Here is a 19922-nt window from a genome sequence, read left to right as displayed (position 1 = left end):
CCGAACAAATTTTTAAATTTTGTTCGGATCTTCTTTTAGAGAAAAGTAGTCGTTTCAGTCCGCCAGGCGGACGCTTGCCCAGGGGCTTGGCCTTTTAATCAGCCTGGAGCTTGTTGAGTTGAATCTTCCGACTTCTGCGCATAATTCCGTTGGCGTCGCCGACTTCTTTTGTCATCCCTTTTTAATAAGAAAGGTCAATCTCTCAGTTTCTGTAAATCAAATGCGGGAATAAGACCTTCATCCGCAGCCCGGCCTAACAGAGATTCTACGGCAGCATACCCGTCTTCACCCAGCCCCCTTGTGAACTCATTGACATACAGGTCAATATGGGAACGGGCCACTTCCTTAGACATTTCCTGAGCGTGCTCCATCACATAATCCATAGAAGCATCAGGGTTTGCCCATGCAAACTCAACAGACTCACGAATCCACTCTGTCAGTGACGCCTTCATTCCTAATGATCTTCTGGCAATAATGGCGCCAAGAGGAATAGGAAAACCTGTATCTTCTTCCCACCAGTCACCCAGGTCTGCCACCTTATCAAGATCATACTCCTTATAAGTAAACCGTGCTTCATGAATGACAAGACCGGCGTCTATTTTCCCGTCTCTTACTGCCGGCATAATCTCGTGAAACGGCATAACAGTGATTTTCCCCGGTCCCCCAGGGATCTTCTGGGCGGCCCACAGCCTGAACAGTAAATAAGCGGTCGACTTATCACTTGGGACAGCCACCGTTTTCCCGGCAAGCCTTGAGGGGTCAGACCCCCCATTTTTTGACAGGACTAACGGGCCGCAGCCTCTGCCTAACGCTCCTCCACAAGGAATCAGTTCGTAGTCGTCAATGACGTATGGCAGCGCGGCATAAGATATTTTCATAACTTCCGGGCCTTCACGGCGGGCTGCCCAGTAATTTGTTTTATCGATATCCGCGTAAGTGACGTTCAGCTCCGGTGCACCCTCAAGCAGACGATGGACCCACGCATGGAAAACAAACGTATCATTTGGACAAGGTGAAAATGCTATATTCAATTAAAAAACCTCCTTAAGGCATTCACTTACAATGGTTAGGGACGTTAAGGCATCTTTAAGCCTCCAGGCATTTTTATTCCTTGGGCCTGCTGCATTGGAAATCGTCCTGATTTCATAAAACGGCACACCATGAAGATCGGCAGCAGTAGCTGCTCCGAAACCCTCCATGGCTTCTGCAGAAGCTTCCGGGAATCGCATTTTTAACCTTTCAAGAGTTTCAGCTGACCCGGTAACCGTAGATAAGGTTAAGACTGCGCCGGTATGTACAGTAATATCAGTATTATTGTTAATTTCTTTCTTTAATGGAGAGACTATCCGATTGTCGCACTTAAGCCGGGACACCCCGAAACCTAATTCTTCCAAAGGTTTAAATCCTTCCGGGGATTCCGCACCTAAGTCCCCTGCTATTATTTCAGACGCAATGACAGCGTCCCCAATCTGAACATTTGAAGGAATTCCCCCGGCTACCCCCATATTTATAACAGCCTTGTACGAATTATCCCCAAGCAGCAATGCAGTGCGGGCTGCAGCAGCCACCGGCCCTACCCCAATCGTTTCAACTTGAAACCGATGATCACTCTGTAAGCCTTTTAAAATAGCTTCCTTTTCAGCTTCGACAGAAGTGACGATCAGGACAGAGCAGGGATCTGTCATTCTTTTCAGGTCACGATTCATTATTAACCCCCTATAAAAAGCTTATTATTATTAGTTTACCAAAGGAGGAAACAAAGAGAAAAGCAAAGAGCGATTAATGTATATATATGGAATATCAGTATATAAGATTAAGTTTTTGTTTCAGAGGGTAACAAGTATAATAGTTTTAGTACTTTTTCTCTTTGATGATTTATAATGGATAAGGTAGAATTTTTGTTGGTTTAGTAAAAAAAGGTTGAAATATGCAACTAAATTGGGAGGCCTTATTGTGAATGAGCTTATTTATATGACGTTTTTCGCCGCGATCGTATTATACATTGGACTGAGAGAACGGAACAAACTGGACAGGAATATTAAACGGATTCCAAACAGAATCCTTGTTAACGGTGTCAGAGGGAAATCAACAGTTACGAGACTGCTGATGGGAATTTTGAAAGAAGATAAACAGCGTGTTGCCGGAAAAACGACCGGTACTTCTCCAAGATTGTTTTACTGGGATAAAGAGGAGGAGGAACCAATTACCCGAAGCCTCCAGGGGCCAAACATCTCCGAACAGAAGATGATGGTGAATAAAGTTGCACGCCGAAAAGTGGATGCTTTCGTTACAGAATGTATGGCTGTAAATCCGGAATATCAAAATGTTTTTCAGGAGCGTTTTGTCAAAGCAAACATTACAGTTATTACGAATGTTATGGAAGACCACCTTGACGTTATGGGACCTACCATTAATCAGATTGCCGAGGCATTTGGACGCACCATTCCTCATAACGGCTATTTAGTTATTCCCCCTACGACTTTCCAGCGATACTTTAAAAAAATTGCAGAAAGCCGTGGAACAGAAGTAGTGGTGGCTGATCCGGGCCGAATAGATGAAAAATATTTGACTGAATTTCCTTACATGATGTTTGCCGAGAATGCGGCGCTTGGTCTTGCAGTGGCTGACATACTGGGCATTGATGAAGATACAGCACTGAGCGGCATGCTTAACGCACCTGTAGATCCGGGTGCGATGAGAGTCCACCAGTTTGGCAGAGAAGCAGCACCGAGCTTCTTCTTTAACGGGTTTGCTGCGAATGATGCTACGTCGACAATTAATATCTGGAACAGGATTCTGGAGCAGGATTATCCTTCCGAAAATAAAACGGTAATTATGAATTGCCGTGATGACCGGGTAGACCGGACAATCCAGTTCTCAGAAGAAGTTCTTCCTAAATTAAACATGGATACTCTCATACTAACCGGAAAGAGCGTCTCTCCTGTTATCCAGGCGTATGAAAACGGCAGCCTTCAAGTGAAAAATCTTATAAACCTTGAAAAACATCCGGCAGAAGAAGTCGTAGCAAAAGTCAAAGAACTTCCGGAGAACAGTTTGGTCTACGGAATAGGAAATATTCATGGCGGCGGTGAAGAAATCGCCCATGCTATATCACACCTTGAATTAAAAGAAATGAGCCTGCATGAGTACAGGCCTGAGAAAAAGAGGGTAACCTCTATGAAAAAAGAAAGAGCTTTTGCCCAGTCCCCTTCTTAAACTTTGTATAGAAGCAGCTGGAATGTCACGTTAGATTTAAAATAAGGAGTTGGCCAAACGTGTTTGGAACAGATTTGTATATTGCAATTGTCATAGGAGTACTGCTTTCCCTTGTCTATGCGGAAAAAACAGGGATAGTCCCTGCGGGATTAGTAGTACCCGGATACCTAGCCCTTGTCTTTGACCAGTTAATGTATGTAGTAGTTGTCGGAGTAATCAGTTTAATCACATATCTCATTGTGACGCAGTTAATAGGAAGAATGACTGTCCTGTATGGCCGCCGAAAGTTCGCGGCCATGCTTACTGTCGGGGTGTTAATGAAGATGGGGATGGATTATCTCTATCCGTTAACCCCGTTCCCCGTTATGGAGCTCAGGGGGATCGGGGTTATTGTGCCGGGGTTAATCGCTAACTCTATTCAGAAACAGGGCGTCCTCCCTACCTTCTCTTCTACTTTTGTTATAGCCTTTTTCACTTTTCTGATTATTACAATTTATCATTTGTTTTAGACTAGGAGCGTTAAAAAATGTCCAAAGAACTATCTTTTAAAGAAAGAATGAAATTAATGATGGTAAGGCATCGTGAGAGAGCCCTTCCACATTCTATTATTGCTTTAGTAATATTAGCGATCCCCTTCTTTGGGCATCATTGGTATTTTTCTGCTTCGGTGCCATCAGATACAAGGCCTGACAATGTGGAATACCGGATGTCCATGGTAGGAGATATGATGATGGGGCGCCATGTGCATGATGCGGCTGTAAGAACAGGTGAACATATAGACCGTGTTTTTGATTACGTTCACCCTTTCTTTCATGAGTCCGATTATGTCACGGGAAACTTTGAAGCCCCTGTGATGAATGTAGCGGACCCTGAAATAGACGCCCAGGTAGAAGATGCAGAACTTCATAATAAAGATATCCACCTTTACGCTGAGCCCTGGTCGATGGATGCTCTCGTCAATGCAGGCTTTGATTCTGTGAACTTTGCCAACAACCATACTCTGGATTACGGCGACCTGTCACTGCAACAGACGCTTGAACATATCAGGCAATACGAAGACGATATTGATACAGTGGGCATTGGAGATGCTCTGAAATTATCTGATGACGAAATTGCAGAAGGCGCCAGAGAAGCCGCGGGTGTATCTTATTTTGATATTAACGACGATGTAAGAGTCGGGCTTATAGGTTTTACTGATTCATTTGTCCAGGGTTTTTCCGCCCAGGATTATGTCGGAGGTGTTTTCACTCCGTCTTACCAAGGCTTTGCTGAGTTGAGACAACGGCTGCTTGAAGCTAAAATGCCGGAAGAAGAAGGTGGCGGCGGAGCTGACATTACAATGGTCCACGTACACTGGGGCGATGAATATCAAGTGGGATATAACGACCGGCAGGAAATCCTGGCCCAGTATATGACCAATTACGGTGCTGATATTATTATCGGGCATCATTCACATGTTTTAGAACCCGTTAAAATAATGGAAGGCAGGGATGATCATCGCTCCCTTGTCATGTTCAGTCTTGGCAACTTCGTATTTGACCAGGGTTGGACAAGAACGAAAGAATCAACGATTGCCCAGCTCGACTTTTTGGATGATGGATCTAAACGAATGTCGTTTGTTCCAATGTTTATTGAAGACACCCGTCCAAGGGAAACAGCCGGGTGGACGAAATTTTACCGGGATTACAGGATCTTCAGAACTTTAAGGCAAGAACTTGACGAGAATATCTGGACTGTAGAAGATGGTCGGCTTAACGTTGACCTCAACGCCGCCGGTGTACTGGAAGGGGTGGACATAACACCATGAATTACAAAGGTTACTTAAAAATTACGCACCTTCTTGCCGGAATTATTCTAATAGGTCTGATCGCGTGGAACTTCTATTTTGAAGAAGAATTTGACCCTTTCAGAGAGCCTTACTCCAGTGATGATTTCACCTCAAGACAGGTGGATTCTGTGGCAGTTGATTCTCAGCCTGAAGAGAATGAAAACAATGCCGCAGAAGAAGAGGAAAGGCCGGGAATATACGGCGTCAGTGCTGTTCATCCCCTTGCAGCTGATGTAGGGATGAAAATTATTGAAGATGGCGGTAACGCTATTGATGCGGCGGTCGCAGTGTCCTTCATGCTGAATGTGGTTGAGCCATACGGGTCAGGCATCGGGGGCGGTGGTTTAATGTTATACCACGATCCCCATGAAGGCGCCATGAGTTTCGACTACCGTGAACAAGCACCGCCAAGCGGAAATGAAGCCCCGTTACAAACTGGCCGGAGCCCTGCTGTACCAGGATTAGTAAAAGGCATGGAGTTTATTTATGAAAATTACGGCAGCGGGAATGTAGCCTGGGAAGATCTTATTACTCCGGCTATTGATAGAGCGGAGGAAGGAGTCCAGGCAGGTGAAGTATTTGCCCAGCAGACGGGTAACGCAGTCCGTTATCTTGAAATGGCCGATGACGAAAGAGAGATATTTTTCCCGGGAGGCCAAGCTCCTGAAGTTAACGATCTGATCGTCCAGGAAGAACTGGCCAATACGTTAAGGCTGATTCAGGAAGACCGGGCCGATGGCTTTTACAGCGGTGAAGTCGGCCAGTCACTTCAGCAGCAGTTTAATTTTACCGAGGAAGACTTGATGGGGTATGAAGCGCAGGTAACAGAGCCCGTCCAAGCTGAAATCGGTAATCAGGTTGTTTATGGCGGCCCGTCCCCTTCTTCAGGGACAGTTGTCGTCCAGGCGCTGCAAATGGCAGAGCAGATGGATTTAGACATGGTTTTTGATGAAGAAGAAGATATTCCTGAACATCTTACTATGGGTGAGATGATCAATCACGAAGAACTTCAGGCTGTTTATATGCACCTTATTAACGAAATTACACGGTCTGCTTATTCAAGCCGTCTTGGGACATTAGGGGATCCTGAATTTGAGAATGTTAATCATCAGGCCCTTACTGACGATGCGTTTATTCAGGACCTTCTGAATGACATTAATTATGGTTCACATGACTATACAGATGCATCGGAACTGTTTGACACGCCTGCCGAAGAGGCGGATTCGCGGCATACAACGCATTTTGTTATTGTAGATAAAGAGGGCCGTATGGTCTCAGCCACTCATTCACTTGGGGAATTCTTTGGTTCAGGAATTTACACTAACGGCTTCTTTGTTAATAACCAGATGAATAACTTTAGTTATGATAATCCTGAGTCACCAAACTATTATGAGCCAGGCAAACGGCCGCGGACATTTGTGTCTCCGGTTATATTTGAAGAGCATGGCCAGCCTGTTTTAGGGCTTGGCTCACCAGGCGGAACGAGGATACCTGCGATGATCTTCCAGACCATAATGTATTACCAGTATGGGTTAAACGACGATGGAGAACGCATGAGTCTGCAGGAAGCTATTGAAGCGCCCCGTTTCTATAATGATAATGACGTGATTTATATTCAGGATGATGATTTACCTGAAGAGACAATGCAGCAGCTTAATGAACTGAATTATTCAGTCGTTCCTCACAGTTCCCCACTCTATTACGGAGGCATCCAGGGATTAGGTGTAGTCCTTGATGAAAATGGAAATTTAGAAGGAATGTACGGAGGAGGCGACCCTCGCCGAAACGGAGCATGGCAGATTGAAAGTGAATAAGCTAAACGGCCACCAAATGCTGGTGGCCGTTTTTATATTACCGTTTCCAGGGTGAGTAAAAACTAAACTAAAAATACGTTTGTAAAAGACGAACAATGATTTATCCTTGCACCTGAATGAGACAATACCTTTATATTGCCTGTCAAATTAAGTTCTAAAATTATTCTATAGTTATCTTCTTTGATTGAAGGACAGAAGGTGGCGACGCCCGAGGGATTACGCGCAGTCTGAAGATCCAATTCAACGAAGCTTTAGGCTGCGTTGAATTTAGCTGAAGACAAGCCCCTGGGCAAGCGTCCACCTGGCGGACTGAAATCAATACTTTTATCCAAAAGAACATCCGGACAAAACTTCTAAGATATTGTTCAAATTTCTTTAAGTTTACTATTAATGTATCTAAGCCTCTGTTTATATTACCGCTTAAGTCTGTGAACGACACTCAGCAATAAAAAAGAAAATAAAATCATTGATCCGACCCAGTAATAGGCCAATACTGTTTGCCCTGACTGGACAGACGCATAAATTGCGGTCGGCATGGTTTGAGTCCGTCCGGGAATATTGCCCGCAAACATTATCGTTGCTCCGAATTCACCCAGACCTCTGGCAAAACCGAGCATATAGCCTGTCACTAAAGACCTCCACGATAAAGGTAAGGTCACATATAAAAAGACCTGGCTCTGTTTAGCCCCCATTTGGCTTGCAGCTTCTTCCAACTCTTCTTCAACACTCTCAAAAGCATTTATGAGGGTCTGATAAATCAACGGAAAAGCCACAACTGCCGCTGCCACAACTGCAGCCCAAAAAGAAAAAACAAGCGGCATAGAAAAAAGCCACTCAAAAGCCTGGCCGATCCAGCTCTGCCTGCCCATTAAGATGAGCAGGCCAAAGCCTATAACAGTTGGAGGTAAAACCAAAGGAAGCATCAGGACTGTTTCAATAACACTTCTTCCTTTAAACGATTTTCCTTTCATCCACCATGCGATGAAAAGAGCGGCTGTAAAAGAAATAATGCTTGCAATAAGTATGACTTGAGCTGAAATAATGACCGGCGACAAAAAGCTTTGAAAATCCATTTAATACACTCCAAATCCGTACGATTCAAATACGTTTAAAGCTTCGGTTGTTTTAAGCCACTCGTAAAATTCCCGGACTTCCTCAGGGTGGTTTGAATTAGCTAAAAATCCGACAGGATAAATAATTGGCTCGTGGTTATTTAATGTATAATCAATCCGGATGTTCTCTAACTCATAAACATCCGTTTCATAGACTACCCCAACATCCACGTTCCCGGTTTCCACATAGGTTAGAACTTGTCTTACATCAGATGCAAAAACTAATTTATCTTCCACCTCTTCCCAGATACCTGCTGCTTCTATAGCCTGCTTTGCATATTCCCCTGCGGGCACTGTAGCCGGGTCTCCTATCCCTACCGTATCGACACTATCATTAAGCAGGCCATCAAGCCCCTCCATTTTAAAATCGTTCTGCATATGACTGACTGCCACAAGTTCGTTGATAAGCAGGTTTTCAAACTCTGATACAACTTCAGCCTCGTTTAATTCTTCCATCCATCTTAAAGCGGCAGATAAGAAGACATCTGCAGGCGCTCCCTGGCTGATCTGGTCTTTTAACTGACCGGAACCGCCGTATACAGGCACAATAGTTATGTAAGGATTTTCACTTTCATATAACTCTTTCAGTTCATTCATGGCAGGCGTCATACTAGCAGCGGTTAACACATGTATCTCAGTTTTTTCGTTTTCCTGCCCGCAGCCTGCTAAAGAAATAATAACCATAATTATAATAATGTAAGCAGAGTTTTTCCATCTGCTCCTCATAAACATCACTCTTTCTATCATTCTGTCTCTTAATTATAACTTAATAAATACAGTAATAAAGCATGCCGCTTTTAATCTTTCTTACAATGTGACTTTTTTCCAATTTAATGAACAAAGAGAGAAATATCATTTTTACTGTTTAAATCTTATCGTTTTCGGTTACCCCGTACTGTATATAGGAAAATTCAAAGAATAATTTTACAGGAGGAATCGGTATGCTTTTAAAATATTTTTATGATGATGCATTAGCGCAGGCGTCTTATATGGTAGGCTGCCAGAAGACTGGAGAAGCTGCCATCATTGACCCATCAAGGAACATAGACACTTATTTTGATACAGCGGAAAAAGAAGGTATGACGATCACTAAGGTGCTTGAAACCCATATTCACGCTGACTTTGTTTCCGGTGCAAGAGAAATGGCCGAGCGTTCATCTGCAACCATTTATTATTCGTTAGAAGGTGAAGGTGATGAAAGTGGAGAATATAAATTTGATTCTTCCCTGCCTCAACAAGGGGTTCGTGACGGGGACCAGATAAAGCTTGGAAACGTGACATTTGATGTGTGGCATACTCCAGGGCATACTCCGGAACATATTACTTTTCTCTTAACAGACGGAGCGGCCTCTGATGAGCCATTAGGAATGTTTACTGGCGACTTTATTTTTGTCGGAGACGTAGGGAGACCGGATTTATTGGAAAAGGCAGCAGGTGTAAAAGATTCTGCTAAAAAAGGTGCTGAACAAATGTTCCACTCTTTAGAGAAAGCTAAAGAGATGGATCCTACTCTGCAAATCTGGCCGGGACACGGAGCCGGCAGTGCATGCGGTAAATCACTCGGCTCTATCCCTACCACCACTCTTGGTTACGAACTGAAAACAAACCCGGCTCTTCAATACAACGATGAAAAGAATTTTACAGACTTTTTATTAGATGAACAGCCCGTCCCTCCTGCCTATTTTGCAGTTATGAAAAAAGTGAATAAAGAAGGAGCACCTTTGCTGAAAGACCAGAAAACTCCGCTCCGTTACGGATCCAACGTCAAGAAAATGGATAACATTCTTGAAGCTGATGTCACCGTGGTGGATACTAGAAGCCGTGAAGCATACTCCCAGTCCCATATTCCAGGCTCAATAAACATTCCTTACGATTCATCTTTTACTAACTGGGCAGGGTCCCTTATTTCTTATGACAAACCAGTTTACTTCATTGCATCTTCGTACACTTTCGCAGAGATTATTGAAGCTATGAATGCGATTGGGTTAGACAAGACAGCAGGCTTCTTCACCCCTGCGATTGTTGAAAGCTTTGAAGAAGAACACGGAACAGGTCAATACGAAGTTATTTCACCTGAAGACGCCTATGAAAAGCAAAATAATAATGAACTTCAGATTCTTGATATCCGGGAAGACCATGAATATGAAGCAGAACATGTCGAAAATGCCAAGCATATGGTTATTAATTATCTCCCTGAAAAAGGTGATGACTTACCGGACAAGACACTGGCTTTATACTGCGGCTCCGGAGCACGGTCTGCGATTGCTACCAGTATTTTAAAAAGCAAAGGTTTCGATGTGAAAAATATAAAAGGCGGCTTTATGCGCTGGAAAAAAGAAAACCTTCCAACGGCCTCAGAATAACCTATGATTTCCCCAGCCCCGTTTTAAAACGGGGCTGGGGTTTAGTTTCCATATAAAAAACTGAATGTTCACAAAATATACACATTATTTTTTAAAAGAAAGGGTACATTAATAATGACAACTTAATAATGTTAGCACCGTAGGAGACTCAACCATTAAGTTGGTTCCGTCACCCGACAAACGCCTTTAAAACTTATGGTCTGAAACCGTGGGGAGTTTGTTCTATAAAACTTCAAGTATTTAAAATCTTTCAACACGGCAAGATTAATGATTAGACCAGCTTTTCCGGTTTTTAAGGCACCATGATAAAGGTTTCAGACAAGGGTTAAAAAAAGCCGATCTGTACCACATTATTACTTTAGCAAATGAGAGCTGAAAGTAATTGGCTTAACTGGAGATGGCTAAACTCCAGCCCGAAGTTAAAGAACCGGCAGTATTAAAGATTCTTCTACGGAAACAACTCACTTTCTCATCTGTTAGTGAAATAATATAAGCCCTTAAGACGAAGGGAATTTCTTAAGAACAGCATGCAGAAGTGACATGGTTGAGTCCCCTTTGGTGTTAACAACCCTTCCCCCGGATGTAATCCGGTTTTTTTATTTTCTAATGCAGTTCAAAAAAACAGGAGCCAGTCTCTCATTTATTTAATAGAGATCCTTGAGCCTCCTCTTCTGAAAAAAACCACTGAAACTTTCTCCCTTCTGTTATTATAAGGGCAGCCTTCACAGGCAGGCACTTTCAGGGTACTCTCCTGAATCTTCTTAGCTTAGATTTATGGATCGATTTGTGATCTATGTCACTGCAGACCGGCTGCTTTTTTTATACCATCACCATAGTGCAAAACTAATATTTCTTAGGAGGAAGATATTTTATGACATCTCTTTACGAAAAACTGGGCGGGAAACCTGCTATTGAAACAGCAGTTGATAAGTTTTATGTAAAAGTTCTGGCTGATGACACAGTCAATCAGTTTTTTACTGAAACGGACATGGACAAACAGCGGGAACACCAGACAAAGTTCTTGTCTTATGCCCTCGGCGGTCCTAATCAGTACAGCGGGACAAGTATGGAAAAAGCTCATGAAGGAATGAACATTAAGCCGGAGCATTTTAATGCTATTGCTGGTCATTTAAATGAAACTTTGGAAGAATTAGAAGTACCAGAAGAAGATAGAGATCAAGTAATGGAAAAAATCGGGGCGCTCGCTCCCCATATTATGCATAAATAAAACAAAGCTGCAGCGGCAATCTCCGGGGGCCCGCTGCAGCTTTCATTTGTTAAATGATATCGGGCTTAGTGCTTGCCCGAACCGTACCTTTCTGCCATCTGTTTATATTCTTCTGAAAGCTGTTTACGGACAGACTCCGGCTTAATTACTTCAGCATCGGCTCCAAACGACCGGACCCAGCGTAAAAATTCCTGCCTGCTTTGTACAGTGACTGTTAATAGAAGGGATTTATCCTTCTGCAGCTCCCTTTTTGTTTCAACGTGAAACTCCCCTTCCAAGACATACCTTGCCGCTTTTTCTGTAAAATGAACAACAAAAGTAGTTTCCTCATCATCAGCGATAATTGACCATCGATTTTCGAGAAAATCATCAATATTAAAGGTGCGGGGAATTTTGAATGTTTCTTCTGAGACTTTAACCTCCTGAAAACGGCTTAGCCGGAAGACACGGATATCTTTGCGAAAATGACAGTATGCTACCAGATAAAGATGCCCCTCTCTCGGCACAAGATAGTAAGGATCGAGACGCCGCTCTGTTTCCCTGTCCCTGTGAATGGTATAGTAGGTGACATCAATGACCCGGTTTTCTGAAATAGCTGTCAGAAGTGACGGCATGACTTTAATCTGGGATGAATCTTTCGGACGGGCATGCAGGCGGATCCGTTCTCCTAATCCTCCGCCTGCAGAAGACAGGCCACCGTCCTGCTGGACGTAGCTCATTACTTTTTCCAGCCCTTTCCGGTAAGCCTGATGAAAAGGATGGTCACCTGACGTGATCCCCTCTGAAAGCATAGGAAACAGCGTTAAAGCCATCCATTCTTCATTAGTCAGCCTGCCTCCCGTTTTTACAGGCTGATATAAAAGCTTATAGCCGTTTCGTCCTTCACTTTGGTAATAAACCCCTAATTCCTCAAGGGACTTCATGTCCCTGTAAATACTGCGTACAGAAGTCTGACAGTGTGAGGCAAGCTCCGAAGCTGTCGCTGTGTCATGATTTGTTAAATACTGCAGTATGTAAAATAACCGTTCTGTCCGTAAAAATCCCTTTGTCTTTGGCATATGGCTTCCACCTTTCGCCTAACCTGATTCGAATAAGTTTTCTCTCCTTCATTATACTATCAGCCTATTTATCTGGAAATGGTTATGTAAAAAAGCCCGCAAGAAGTTATGGCGTCTTGCGGACTTTTGGTTCATCACCAGGAGCATGGTGGTAATATTGGCTTCTTTATCTGTAATTATTACGATAATTACATTTAACAGAGTTATTCACCTCTAAGGTCAAACCATACATCACCATATTTAACCAATGGTTTTTCATCCTCCTCATTTATAAGAAACGGCACCCATCCCTCTACTTCTCCACCTTCATATAAATCTGATCTGAATTCCGGCTCTAAACCAGAGATACTAATAAACTCTTCATAAGACGACCCACCGGAGCTAATAACATCAAACTGTTGAGGGTTCACATCGAATGGCTCTTCTTCCGCATATTCCAATTGAACACGGAATTTAGCTAAAATATATTCTTTTCCCTCACCTGACTCATCATTAAATTGGTTTCCATCTGCAACCATCTGCTCTGCCTCTTCACCACTCACTGATTCGATTAATTCCATTTCATAAGTCGCTTCACCAAATAACCAGTTTTCTTCATTAATAGTTACGGCTTTTTTATGTTCTACAGGATTGTGGCGAGTTCCAAATTCTTCCTTGGCATCTTCTTTTTCGTCGGCTTCGTTCACGTTGTTCCCTGTCTCTTCCTTGTTTGCTTCCTTTTCATTATTAGCTTCCTGGTTTACATCATTGGCCTCTTTATTATCTGCTTGAACTTCTTCAACTGTAGTGTTTTCTGTATCACATGCTCCTAGTACCATAACACTTACTAAAACTGTTGCTAGTAAATATTTTTTCATTATTCATCTTCTCCTTTTTTTAGATAAAATTGACTACATCTTTAAGTTTAAGAAGAAGAGTGACAACAGCTGTCAGGGAATAGAAGTTTGCTGCAAAAATTAATTAATCGCTATGTAGGCAATAAGAATTGCATACGAACCTGCTACAGCAGCAAGGCTTATTATTAGAAGACGGCGGGTCATCTTTTTTGAAAAAGGCTTTTGGTTTTCACTATTGTACCAGCCTGAAAACTGGAGTTTATTACGGTACAAGATTGTGATTAATAAAAACAGGCCGCCTGTCTGCATAAAAAAGTAAACGACAATCGTGACGGTGCCTTCAAATTGGCCAAGGCCGCCTATGAGGCCAAGAATAAATGAATTTACAAGACTAAACGCTAGCAATACTAAAAAGATAATAAAAATAATCCGTGTCAGTTCAAGTAAGAATCCCAGTGATTTTTTCAATCGAAATCTCCTTTCCTGAGTTAATAATCCTTTACTATTGTAGACCATTAAGGGAGAAAATGAAAAATGCTTCTGTCCAGCCATTTATAATGGCGGTCTGGGTGCAACGGGAGGCATGGTTCTGCCCGATTGCAGCCGGAGATAAAGAACGACTCTCTGAAAAAAAACCACAAAAGAATTAATACCTCTTCTTTTGCTAAATAAAGGCCTGCCATTTATACTTTTATTAACAGGCGTCAGTACATAGGGAAAGGATGATAAAATGGATTTTTTTGAACAGAATATTAACCGCATTGGAACTTCCTCAGTCAAATGGGAAAGAACTAAACAAGTGTTTAAAACGGATGAGGAAATTTTACCTATGTGGGTGGCTGATATGGACTTCAGGCCCCCTGAAGCCGTCACTGATGCTCTTAAAGAGCGAGTGGAACATGGGATTTTCGGATACACCTTTACAGCTGATTCCGTAGGTGAGTCAATTGTTTCCTGGATGGGAAAAAGGCATAACTGGGAAATTAAAAACAGCTGGATTCAATACAGTCCGGGAGTCGTGCCTTCAATAGGAAAGGCGATTCAGGCCTTCACAGAACCCGGTGATAAAGTGCTTATCCAGTCTCCTGTTTACCCGCCTTTCTATTCAATGGTTAAAGAAAACAACCGGGTCATTGAAAACTGCCAGTTAGTTAAAAAGAACGAGCAGTACGAAATAGACTTCAATGCTTTTGAACAGTGTTTAAAGAACGGAGTGAAATTGTTTTTACTTTGCCACCCTCATAATCCGGTTGGCCGGGTCTGGACGGAGGAAGAATTACGAAAGATGGCCGAATTATGTTTGGAAAATGATGTTGTTATCGTGTCGGATGAAATTCACTCTGATCTTATTTTTAAACCGAATAAACATATTCCACTCGCATCGTTATCCGAAGAAATTGCGGATCAGACAATCACGTTGGTCGCTCCAAGTAAAACATTTAATTTAGCAGGTCTGCAAGCGTCTGCCATTATTTGCTCAAATAATGACTACCGTCTGAAAATCAGTGCAATTGATAAACAGATCGGAGCTTTCACCCTTAATACGTTCGGAATAACAGCAATGGAAGCGGCTTACCGTAAAGGAGAAGAATGGCTCGAAGAACTCCTTCAGTACTTACAGGGAAATATTGAACTGGTAGAGAACTACTTATCTGAACATCTGCCGGAATTAAAAGTCGTAAAGCCTGAAGCTACTTATCTTTTATGGATTGACTGCAGACAGCTGGGGTTATCAGACGCAAAACTGAATCATTTATTTGTTGAAAAAGGCAAAGTCGGTTTTAATCCCGGGACCAGTTTTGGAAAAGGCGGCGAAGGCTTCGTACGCATGAATGTAGCCTGTCCCCAAAGCACCGTTAAAGAAGGACTTGCCCGAATGAAAACCGCTCTTCAATCATAGAGTATAAGTAAGAATAAATCCGCAAGCCACATACGGGTTTGCGGATTTTTCCAGTAAATGGGGGGTCTGACCCCTTATTCAGGATAAATATGTTTGACGCGTCCCACTTGTCCGTCTTGCAGGCGGACTTTAATGCCATGGGGGTGGTTAAGGGATTTAGTTAATAAATCTTTAACTGTTCCCCGTGTCAGTTTTCCTGTTCGCTGGTCCTGCTTGAGGACGATATCTACTTCCATGCCAGGTTTTATATTGTTTCGTTTTTCACCATTCAAATGAGTCACCGCTTTCTAAAGTTTATAAATCCCCTGTTAAAGGGGTTATACAACATAAAATAATGAAATTACTTGTTCCGGTTAAGACTTTACGGGAAAGGCTTAGCAAAAACAAGAAGAAGTTATTCTAAAGTCATCGGATATGGAGGGGGGCTGCCTGATGCTGAAACTTTTATGGAGACGCTTTAAAGAACACAATTTAATTGATCTGGGTGCGCAGTGCGCCTATTTCTTTCTTCTGTCTTTATTCCCTTTTCTTATTTTTATTATCAGTCTGTTAACGTTTCTCCCTTTTACAGTTAACGACGTTTACCGCCTTTTACAGGAGGCCTATATCCCCGGAGGTGTTCTGGAAGTTATAGAAAACCAGTGGGACGTTCTTGAACATAACCAGCAGACAGGAGCTCTCTCTTTAGGGATTATATTTACCTTATGGACAGCTTCCCTGGCTTTAAACGCGATCCTCAGGTCTTTAAATTTAGCCTATAACGTAACTGGCGAACGCGGATTGGTGATGGCAAGACTGATTTCCATTGGCCTGACAGTAGGGATGTTCTTTGTGGTCAGCACGGCTCTTTTTGTCCAGGTAATCGGAAGTCAGGTTAGAGACTATCTCGCTATAGACTTTGGGATCTTTGAGGTTGATGTTCTCCGATGGCTGTTAATCTCCGGATTTACGTTCCTCATATTTCTTATTCTTTACCTGGTCGGTCCGAATACGAGGCTCTCATTCCGAGAAGTGTATATAGGCGCCGTTTTCGCGACAATCGGCTGGCAGTTAACTTCTTACGGATTTTCTTTATATCTTAATTCATTTGCAGACTACTCAGCCACTTATGGAACAATCGGAACGGTAATCGCGCTGATGGTGTGGTTCCATTTATCCTCCATTATTATTCTCGTGGGCGGAGAAATCAATGCCATCCTGAAGGAAGACAAACCGGATTATTTTAAATGAGAGTGGGACTAACCAAAAGACAAGTTTGTAAAACGAACAAAAATTTTATTAGACATTTTATAACATGGGTCACTTTACCAATATTGAATAGCCTCAGCTTTTTTGATTGAAGGACAGAAGGTGGCGACGCCCAAGGGAGTAAGCGCAGGCTGAAGATCCAATTCAACGAAGCTCCAGGTGAGTTGAATTTAGCTGAAGACAAGCCCCTAGGCAAGCGCCCACCTGGCGGCCTGAAATCACTTCTTTTCTCAAAAAGAACAGCCGAACAAAATTTTCTAATTTTGTTCGGCTTTCTTTATGGTAACTATTCTTTTGTACCGGCCTCGTTTTTTTCGCCTGTTATTTTCCATTAAATGGGGGGTCTGACCCCCTGCTTGACCCCTGCTCGATTATTTAACTTTTTTCCAAATAAATATTGACACATTACGACAAATTGAGTAAAATTATTAGTTTTGAATTCTATAAAACATTGAAAAAATGTCGATACGGTTGATATGGCGCGGCGGTATAGCGTAGCATATAAATTGTAGGTCTTTCCCAAGAAGGAGAGGATTTATTTTGGGAACCTCTATTATTCATATTAACCCTTATGACAACCGGGTTAATGTTAAAGTTGAAGGATCATTTTCAGAAAGAGACATTTCGGCTTTTTTCAGAAAATATACTGAAGAAGTGACCCTCATTCCCCCTGGTGAATTTGCAATTGAAGTTGACTGCACGGCATTAGATTATGACTCCCCCTTACGGAATCAATTACTGGAGAGAAGTTTTGAGCGTTTTAAAGAAGATGGGTTTGCCAGCATTCTGTTTATTGTGTTAGACACGTTTGTACCGCTCCCTCCTTCCTTAAAGGAGAAAGCAAAACTGCAGATTCCTGACGTCCAAATTAAAGTCGTATAACTCCTTTTTAAATCAGGCTGATTATGAGTTTAACTCTAATCAGCCTTTCTGCATGTTATCTAGTCTTTAGGTACCAGTTTCTCCCCCTTTTAATAAATGATGTTTATATATTTTCTATTTATGGTAAACAAATACCAACATCCTGTTTATAGCAATTTTAAATTTTGAAATGGAGGAATGTAAACATGAACCCTATTTATCAGGAATTTTATAACGATGAGGAAGTAGCAGGAGCAGTAAATTCATTGAAGGAAAAAGGCGTAGATCAGGACAATATTTATGTAGTAACACATGATGACGACCGAACTGAACGTTTGGCGGATAACGCAGACGCGAATACAATTGGCTTAGACGAGCAGAACTTCGGAACAGCAGCTAAAAATGTATTCCGTAAAAAAGGCGATGAGTTACGCGCTAAATTTGATGAAGTAGGCTTTACTAAAGAAAAAGCTGATGAGCTGGAAGGTAAACTTGATGAAGGCAAAGTTATTGTCGTCGTAAAAGATGCTCCAGCCGGCATGGAAATATAATAAACACGTAAGAAGCGGCCTCCTGAAAAGAGGCCGCTTTTTTATATCGAACGGTTTGGGAGCCGCCAGCCGTAATAGACTGAACAAAGCCTCAAGGCGACTACCAGAGCGACGACTGTAAGCAGTTCAACTGGTCCTGTCAACCAGCCAAGGCCTACAGTAATACCCGGGAGCAGCGTCCACGCAATATAAATTTCCTTCTGTAAAAACAAAGGCTTTCTGCCTGCAAGCATATCACGGATCATCCCGCCCCCTGTTCCTGTAAGGGCAGCTGCCGCAATACATGCACTGAGAGGATGCCCCATGGAATAAGCGTAGAGGGCCCCCTGGACTGAAAAAGCCCCCAGACCAATCGCATCAAAAAAGACGCCGCGGCGGAGCAACGTCCAGCGCACAATCCGCGGGAACACAAAAGCAATTGTCATAACAACAAACGCGACGGTAAACAGGGCCCCTTGATCCCAAAGTTCAGCAACCGGCACGCCAATCAGCAGGTTTCTCACTGCCCCTCCTCCAAATGCGGTAATAAAACCCAGTATATAAACACCCATTAAATCATAGCGTTCTTCCATCGCTACCAGAACACCGCTCAAGGCGAAAGCAATTGTACCAATGACATTTAATAATTCCCACACATTTATTCCCTTCTTTCACTGCCATCCTATTAAAATACTAATCAATTTTAGAGTACGCAGCTAAAATGATCAAGTGATAGTTTACGTCCTCCTGTAAATGGGAATTGAAAAATACAGTTAAATGATATAAGGAGTGTTGAACCAATGAAAGAATACACAGTAAGACCTAATAAAGATGCAGACGCATGGTTTTTAAAAATTGAAGATGTGGCGCCAGAGCAGGACTTTGATAAGAAAAATGACGCCATAGAGGCAGGCGAAAAAGTGGCACAGGAAAACAAACCAAGCCGCCTGGTCATTTATAACCATTTAAATGAAGTTGAAGACGAAAAGAATTTTAAATAGTTACTGAAAAATGACCGCTCAGTGCGGTCATTTTTTACTTTGCCTGGATTCGCCGGAAACTGTCAGTCTTTTCGCAGTACTGCCACTAAAGCCGGAGAGTCTTCTGTAAATATATCTTTATTGAAACTGCCATATACCTTACACCCGTCAAAAGGCGACGTTTCAACTAACGATTTAAAATCTTCTTCCTTTAAAGGTAAAAGAGACGTCTCACTGCGGTATACCTTCTGCCCCGCATTTCTCTCCACCGTCAGTTTCATTTGAAACAGGAACTCCTGAGCATTCCAATCGTAAAACCTCTCAAAAATGATTCCTTTTTCCTTATTTCTTATCACGGGCAGCTGACGGATTTCCCGGCCAAAAATCCTGTCATAATTAACTGTTTGCAGAATAAATACCCCGCCTTTATTTAAATTCTCATAGACTCCTTTAAGTACATTTACCATTTCACTCCGGCTTTTTATATGGACAAACGAGTTTCCTATACAATAAACCCCTTCATAGCCTGGGCCCGGCCACTCGCCAATCTCCTCCATAGCCATTTGTATCACTTTCATTGATACATTGTGCCGCTCACTCTTATCCCTCAGTATTTTCACCATGTCCCTATTCATGTCTACCGCTGTTATATCATAACCCGCTTCAGCAAGAAGGATAGCCTCTCCTCCGGTTCCGGCGGCTAAATCCAGGATGCGTGTGCTGTGTCCGGCTGGTACCTCCTCTTTTATAAGCGAGACTGCTTCTTTTTTCGGTTTGAAAATATCATCATAATAAGTGCTTAATACATCATAAAATTCCATGAGAATTCCCTCCCTCGCCCTTATTTCACCACTTGGCGGGATATTTTGCAGTGAGGCAGGTCACTTCCCCCGTTTTACAGCAGGTTTTAAACCCTTTTGCCTCTATATCCGCCGATTATTTTCCAAC

21 protein-coding genes are annotated in these 19922 nt (G+C 42.5%); 11 read left to right on the top strand and 10 right to left on the bottom strand.

Annotated features, from left to right (window positions below; genetic code table 11):
• Nucleotides 1-194: 194 nt before the first annotated feature.
• Complete coding sequence (locus K8O68_RS16740) at nucleotides 195-1031, bottom strand: 1,4-dihydroxy-6-naphtoate synthase (RefSeq protein WP_230897938.1); 837 nt, start codon at nucleotides 1029-1031, stop codon at nucleotides 195-197.
• Entirely contained in the window at nucleotides 1032-1706 is a 675-nt protein-coding gene (locus K8O68_RS16735; protein WP_230897937.1) for a futalosine hydrolase, read from the bottom strand. It lies immediately after the preceding gene.
• Between the two features lie 265 nt (nucleotides 1707-1971).
• On the opposite strand from K8O68_RS16735, the gene pgsB reads away from it, so the two are divergent.
• From pgsB to K8O68_RS16715, 4 genes are read left to right on the top strand one after another with little or no spacing between them, the layout of a single operon-like run.
• On the top strand, nucleotides 1972-3216 hold the full coding sequence (gene pgsB / locus K8O68_RS16730; protein WP_230898052.1) for a poly-gamma-glutamate synthase PgsB: 1245 nt from the start codon (nucleotides 1972-1974) through the stop codon (nucleotides 3214-3216).
• 59 nt (nucleotides 3217-3275) lie between these two features.
• Nucleotides 3276-3725 (top strand): poly-gamma-glutamate biosynthesis protein PgsC, encoded by a 450-nt coding sequence (pgsC, locus tag K8O68_RS16725; RefSeq protein ID WP_230897936.1) that lies wholly within the window; start codon nucleotides 3276-3278, stop codon nucleotides 3723-3725.
• A 17-nt stretch (nucleotides 3726-3742) separates the two neighbouring features.
• Nucleotides 3743-5023: a CapA family protein gene (locus K8O68_RS16720; protein ID WP_230897935.1), complete on the top strand. Its 1281-nt coding sequence runs from the start codon at nucleotides 3743-3745 to the stop codon at nucleotides 5021-5023.
• Entirely contained in the window at nucleotides 5020-6858 is a 1839-nt protein-coding gene (locus tag K8O68_RS16715; protein WP_230897934.1) for a gamma-glutamyltransferase family protein, read from the top strand. The genes K8O68_RS16720 and K8O68_RS16715 overlap by 4 nt, the downstream gene beginning before the upstream one ends.
• A 413-nt stretch (nucleotides 6859-7271) precedes the next feature.
• Here K8O68_RS16715 and modB read toward each other — a convergent pair whose 3' ends face one another.
• Both modB and modA read right to left on the bottom strand, forming a co-directional pair.
• Nucleotides 7272-7931 (bottom strand): molybdate ABC transporter permease subunit, encoded by a 660-nt coding sequence (gene modB / locus K8O68_RS16710; protein WP_230897933.1) that lies wholly within the window; start codon nucleotides 7929-7931, stop codon nucleotides 7272-7274.
• The gene (gene modA / locus K8O68_RS16705; protein ID WP_230897932.1) at nucleotides 7932-8696 is read right to left on the bottom strand and encodes a molybdate ABC transporter substrate-binding protein; all 765 of its coding nucleotides are present in this window, start codon (nucleotides 8694-8696) and stop codon (nucleotides 7932-7934) included.
• A gap of 215 nt (nucleotides 8697-8911) precedes the next feature.
• Between modA and K8O68_RS16700 the strand changes: the two genes are divergently transcribed.
• Nucleotides 8912-10333 (top strand): MBL fold metallo-hydrolase, encoded by a 1422-nt coding sequence (locus K8O68_RS16700; protein ID WP_230897931.1) that lies wholly within the window; start codon nucleotides 8912-8914, stop codon nucleotides 10331-10333.
• Between the two features lie 871 nt (nucleotides 10334-11204).
• Nucleotides 11205-11561 (top strand): group I truncated hemoglobin, encoded by a 357-nt coding sequence (locus K8O68_RS16695; protein WP_230897930.1) that lies wholly within the window; start codon nucleotides 11205-11207, stop codon nucleotides 11559-11561.
• A 65-nt stretch (nucleotides 11562-11626) separates the two neighbouring features.
• Here K8O68_RS16695 and K8O68_RS16690 read toward each other — a convergent pair whose 3' ends face one another.
• From K8O68_RS16690 to K8O68_RS16680, 3 genes are all read right to left on the bottom strand, one after another.
• Nucleotides 11627-12619: a helix-turn-helix transcriptional regulator gene (locus K8O68_RS16690; protein ID WP_230897929.1), complete on the bottom strand. Its 993-nt coding sequence runs from the start codon at nucleotides 12617-12619 to the stop codon at nucleotides 11627-11629.
• Between the two features lie 203 nt (nucleotides 12620-12822).
• Nucleotides 12823-13476, bottom strand: coding sequence for a DUF4352 domain-containing protein (locus tag K8O68_RS16685; RefSeq protein ID WP_230897928.1), 654 nt, complete (start codon nucleotides 13474-13476; stop codon nucleotides 12823-12825).
• A 99-nt stretch (nucleotides 13477-13575) separates the two neighbouring features.
• Entirely contained in the window at nucleotides 13576-13923 is a 348-nt protein-coding gene (locus K8O68_RS16680) for a hypothetical protein (protein ID WP_230897927.1), read from the bottom strand.
• A 262-nt stretch (nucleotides 13924-14185) separates the two neighbouring features.
• On the opposite strand from K8O68_RS16680, the gene K8O68_RS16675 reads away from it, so the two are divergent.
• Entirely contained in the window at nucleotides 14186-15355 is a 1170-nt protein-coding gene (locus K8O68_RS16675; RefSeq protein WP_230897926.1) for a MalY/PatB family protein, read from the top strand.
• Nucleotides 15356-15429: 74 nt separating this feature from the next.
• On the opposite strand, the gene K8O68_RS16670 is transcribed toward K8O68_RS16675, so the two are convergent.
• Nucleotides 15430-15627, bottom strand: coding sequence for a YwbE family protein (locus K8O68_RS16670; RefSeq protein WP_230897925.1), 198 nt, complete (start codon nucleotides 15625-15627; stop codon nucleotides 15430-15432).
• Nucleotides 15628-15787: 160 nt separating this feature from the next.
• Here K8O68_RS16670 and K8O68_RS16665 point away from each other — a divergent pair, with 160 nt between their 5' ends.
• From K8O68_RS16665 to K8O68_RS16655, 3 genes are all read left to right on the top strand, one after another.
• On the top strand, nucleotides 15788-16585 hold the full coding sequence (locus K8O68_RS16665; protein ID WP_230897924.1) for a YihY/virulence factor BrkB family protein: 798 nt from the start codon (nucleotides 15788-15790) through the stop codon (nucleotides 16583-16585).
• Between the two features lie 558 nt (nucleotides 16586-17143).
• Nucleotides 17144-17485 carry a hypothetical protein gene (locus tag K8O68_RS16660; protein WP_230897923.1) on the top strand — a complete coding sequence of 114 codons (342 nt, stop codon included), beginning with the start codon at nucleotides 17144-17146 and terminating at the stop codon, nucleotides 17483-17485.
• Nucleotides 17486-17670: 185 nt separating this feature from the next.
• Nucleotides 17671-18015, top strand: coding sequence for a YflT domain-containing protein (locus tag K8O68_RS16655; RefSeq protein ID WP_230897922.1), 345 nt, complete (start codon nucleotides 17671-17673; stop codon nucleotides 18013-18015).
• A 41-nt stretch (nucleotides 18016-18056) separates the two neighbouring features.
• Here the strand turns inward: K8O68_RS16655 and K8O68_RS16650 are convergent, their stop codons facing one another.
• The gene (locus K8O68_RS16650) at nucleotides 18057-18650 is read right to left on the bottom strand and encodes a trimeric intracellular cation channel family protein (RefSeq protein WP_230897921.1); all 594 of its coding nucleotides are present in this window, start codon (nucleotides 18648-18650) and stop codon (nucleotides 18057-18059) included.
• Between the two features lie 144 nt (nucleotides 18651-18794).
• Here K8O68_RS16650 and K8O68_RS16645 point away from each other — a divergent pair, with 144 nt between their 5' ends.
• Nucleotides 18795-18995, top strand: a complete 201-nt coding sequence (locus K8O68_RS16645) for a DUF2188 domain-containing protein (RefSeq protein WP_093052221.1) — start codon at nucleotides 18795-18797, stop codon at nucleotides 18993-18995.
• Between the two features lie 62 nt (nucleotides 18996-19057).
• Here K8O68_RS16645 and K8O68_RS16640 read toward each other — a convergent pair whose 3' ends face one another.
• Nucleotides 19058-19795, bottom strand: coding sequence for a class I SAM-dependent methyltransferase (locus tag K8O68_RS16640; protein ID WP_230897920.1), 738 nt, complete (start codon nucleotides 19793-19795; stop codon nucleotides 19058-19060).
• Nucleotides 19796-19922: the final 127 nt, after the last annotated feature.

It is taken from the genome of Salipaludibacillus sp. CUR1 (assembly GCF_021028955.1).
In the GTDB taxonomy this organism is placed as follows: Bacteria; Bacillota; Bacilli; order Bacillales; family Salisediminibacteriaceae; genus Salipaludibacillus.
This window is presented reverse-complemented; position numbering and strand designations above follow the sequence as displayed.

Excerpts from the sequence above, each read along its gene's own strand:
- K8O68_RS16735 (WP_230897937.1), bottom strand. The coding sequence starts at position 1,706 with ATGAATCGTGACCTGAAAAGAATGACAGATCCCTGCTCTGTCCTGATC.
- pgsB (WP_230898052.1), top strand. The coding sequence starts at position 1,972 with ATGACGTTTTTCGCCGCGATCGTATTATACATTGGACTGAGAGAACGG.
- K8O68_RS16720 (WP_230897935.1), top strand. The coding sequence starts at position 3,743 with ATGTCCAAAGAACTATCTTTTAAAGAAAGAATGAAATTAATGATGGTA.
- K8O68_RS16715 (WP_230897934.1), top strand. The coding sequence starts at position 5,020 with ATGAATTACAAAGGTTACTTAAAAATTACGCACCTTCTTGCCGGAATT.
- modB (WP_230897933.1), bottom strand. The coding sequence starts at position 7,931 with ATGGATTTTCAAAGCTTTTTGTCGCCGGTCATTATTTCAGCTCAAGTC.
- modA (WP_230897932.1), bottom strand. The coding sequence starts at position 8,696 with ATGAGGAGCAGATGGAAAAACTCTGCTTACATTATTATAATTATGGTT.
- K8O68_RS16700 (WP_230897931.1), top strand. The coding sequence starts at position 8,912 with ATGCTTTTAAAATATTTTTATGATGATGCATTAGCGCAGGCGTCTTAT.
- K8O68_RS16695 (WP_230897930.1), top strand. The coding sequence starts at position 11,205 with ATGACATCTCTTTACGAAAAACTGGGCGGGAAACCTGCTATTGAAACA.
- K8O68_RS16690 (WP_230897929.1), bottom strand. The coding sequence starts at position 12,619 with ATGCCAAAGACAAAGGGATTTTTACGGACAGAACGGTTATTTTACATA.
- K8O68_RS16685 (WP_230897928.1), bottom strand. The coding sequence starts at position 13,476 with ATGAAAAAATATTTACTAGCAACAGTTTTAGTAAGTGTTATGGTACTA.
- K8O68_RS16675 (WP_230897926.1), top strand. The coding sequence starts at position 14,186 with ATGGATTTTTTTGAACAGAATATTAACCGCATTGGAACTTCCTCAGTC.
- K8O68_RS16665 (WP_230897924.1), top strand. The coding sequence starts at position 15,788 with ATGCTGAAACTTTTATGGAGACGCTTTAAAGAACACAATTTAATTGAT.
- K8O68_RS16655 (WP_230897922.1), top strand. The coding sequence starts at position 17,671 with ATGAACCCTATTTATCAGGAATTTTATAACGATGAGGAAGTAGCAGGA.
- K8O68_RS16645 (WP_093052221.1), top strand. The coding sequence starts at position 18,795 with ATGAAAGAATACACAGTAAGACCTAATAAAGATGCAGACGCATGGTTT.
- K8O68_RS16640 (WP_230897920.1), bottom strand. The coding sequence starts at position 19,795 with ATGGAATTTTATGATGTATTAAGCACTTATTATGATGATATTTTCAAA.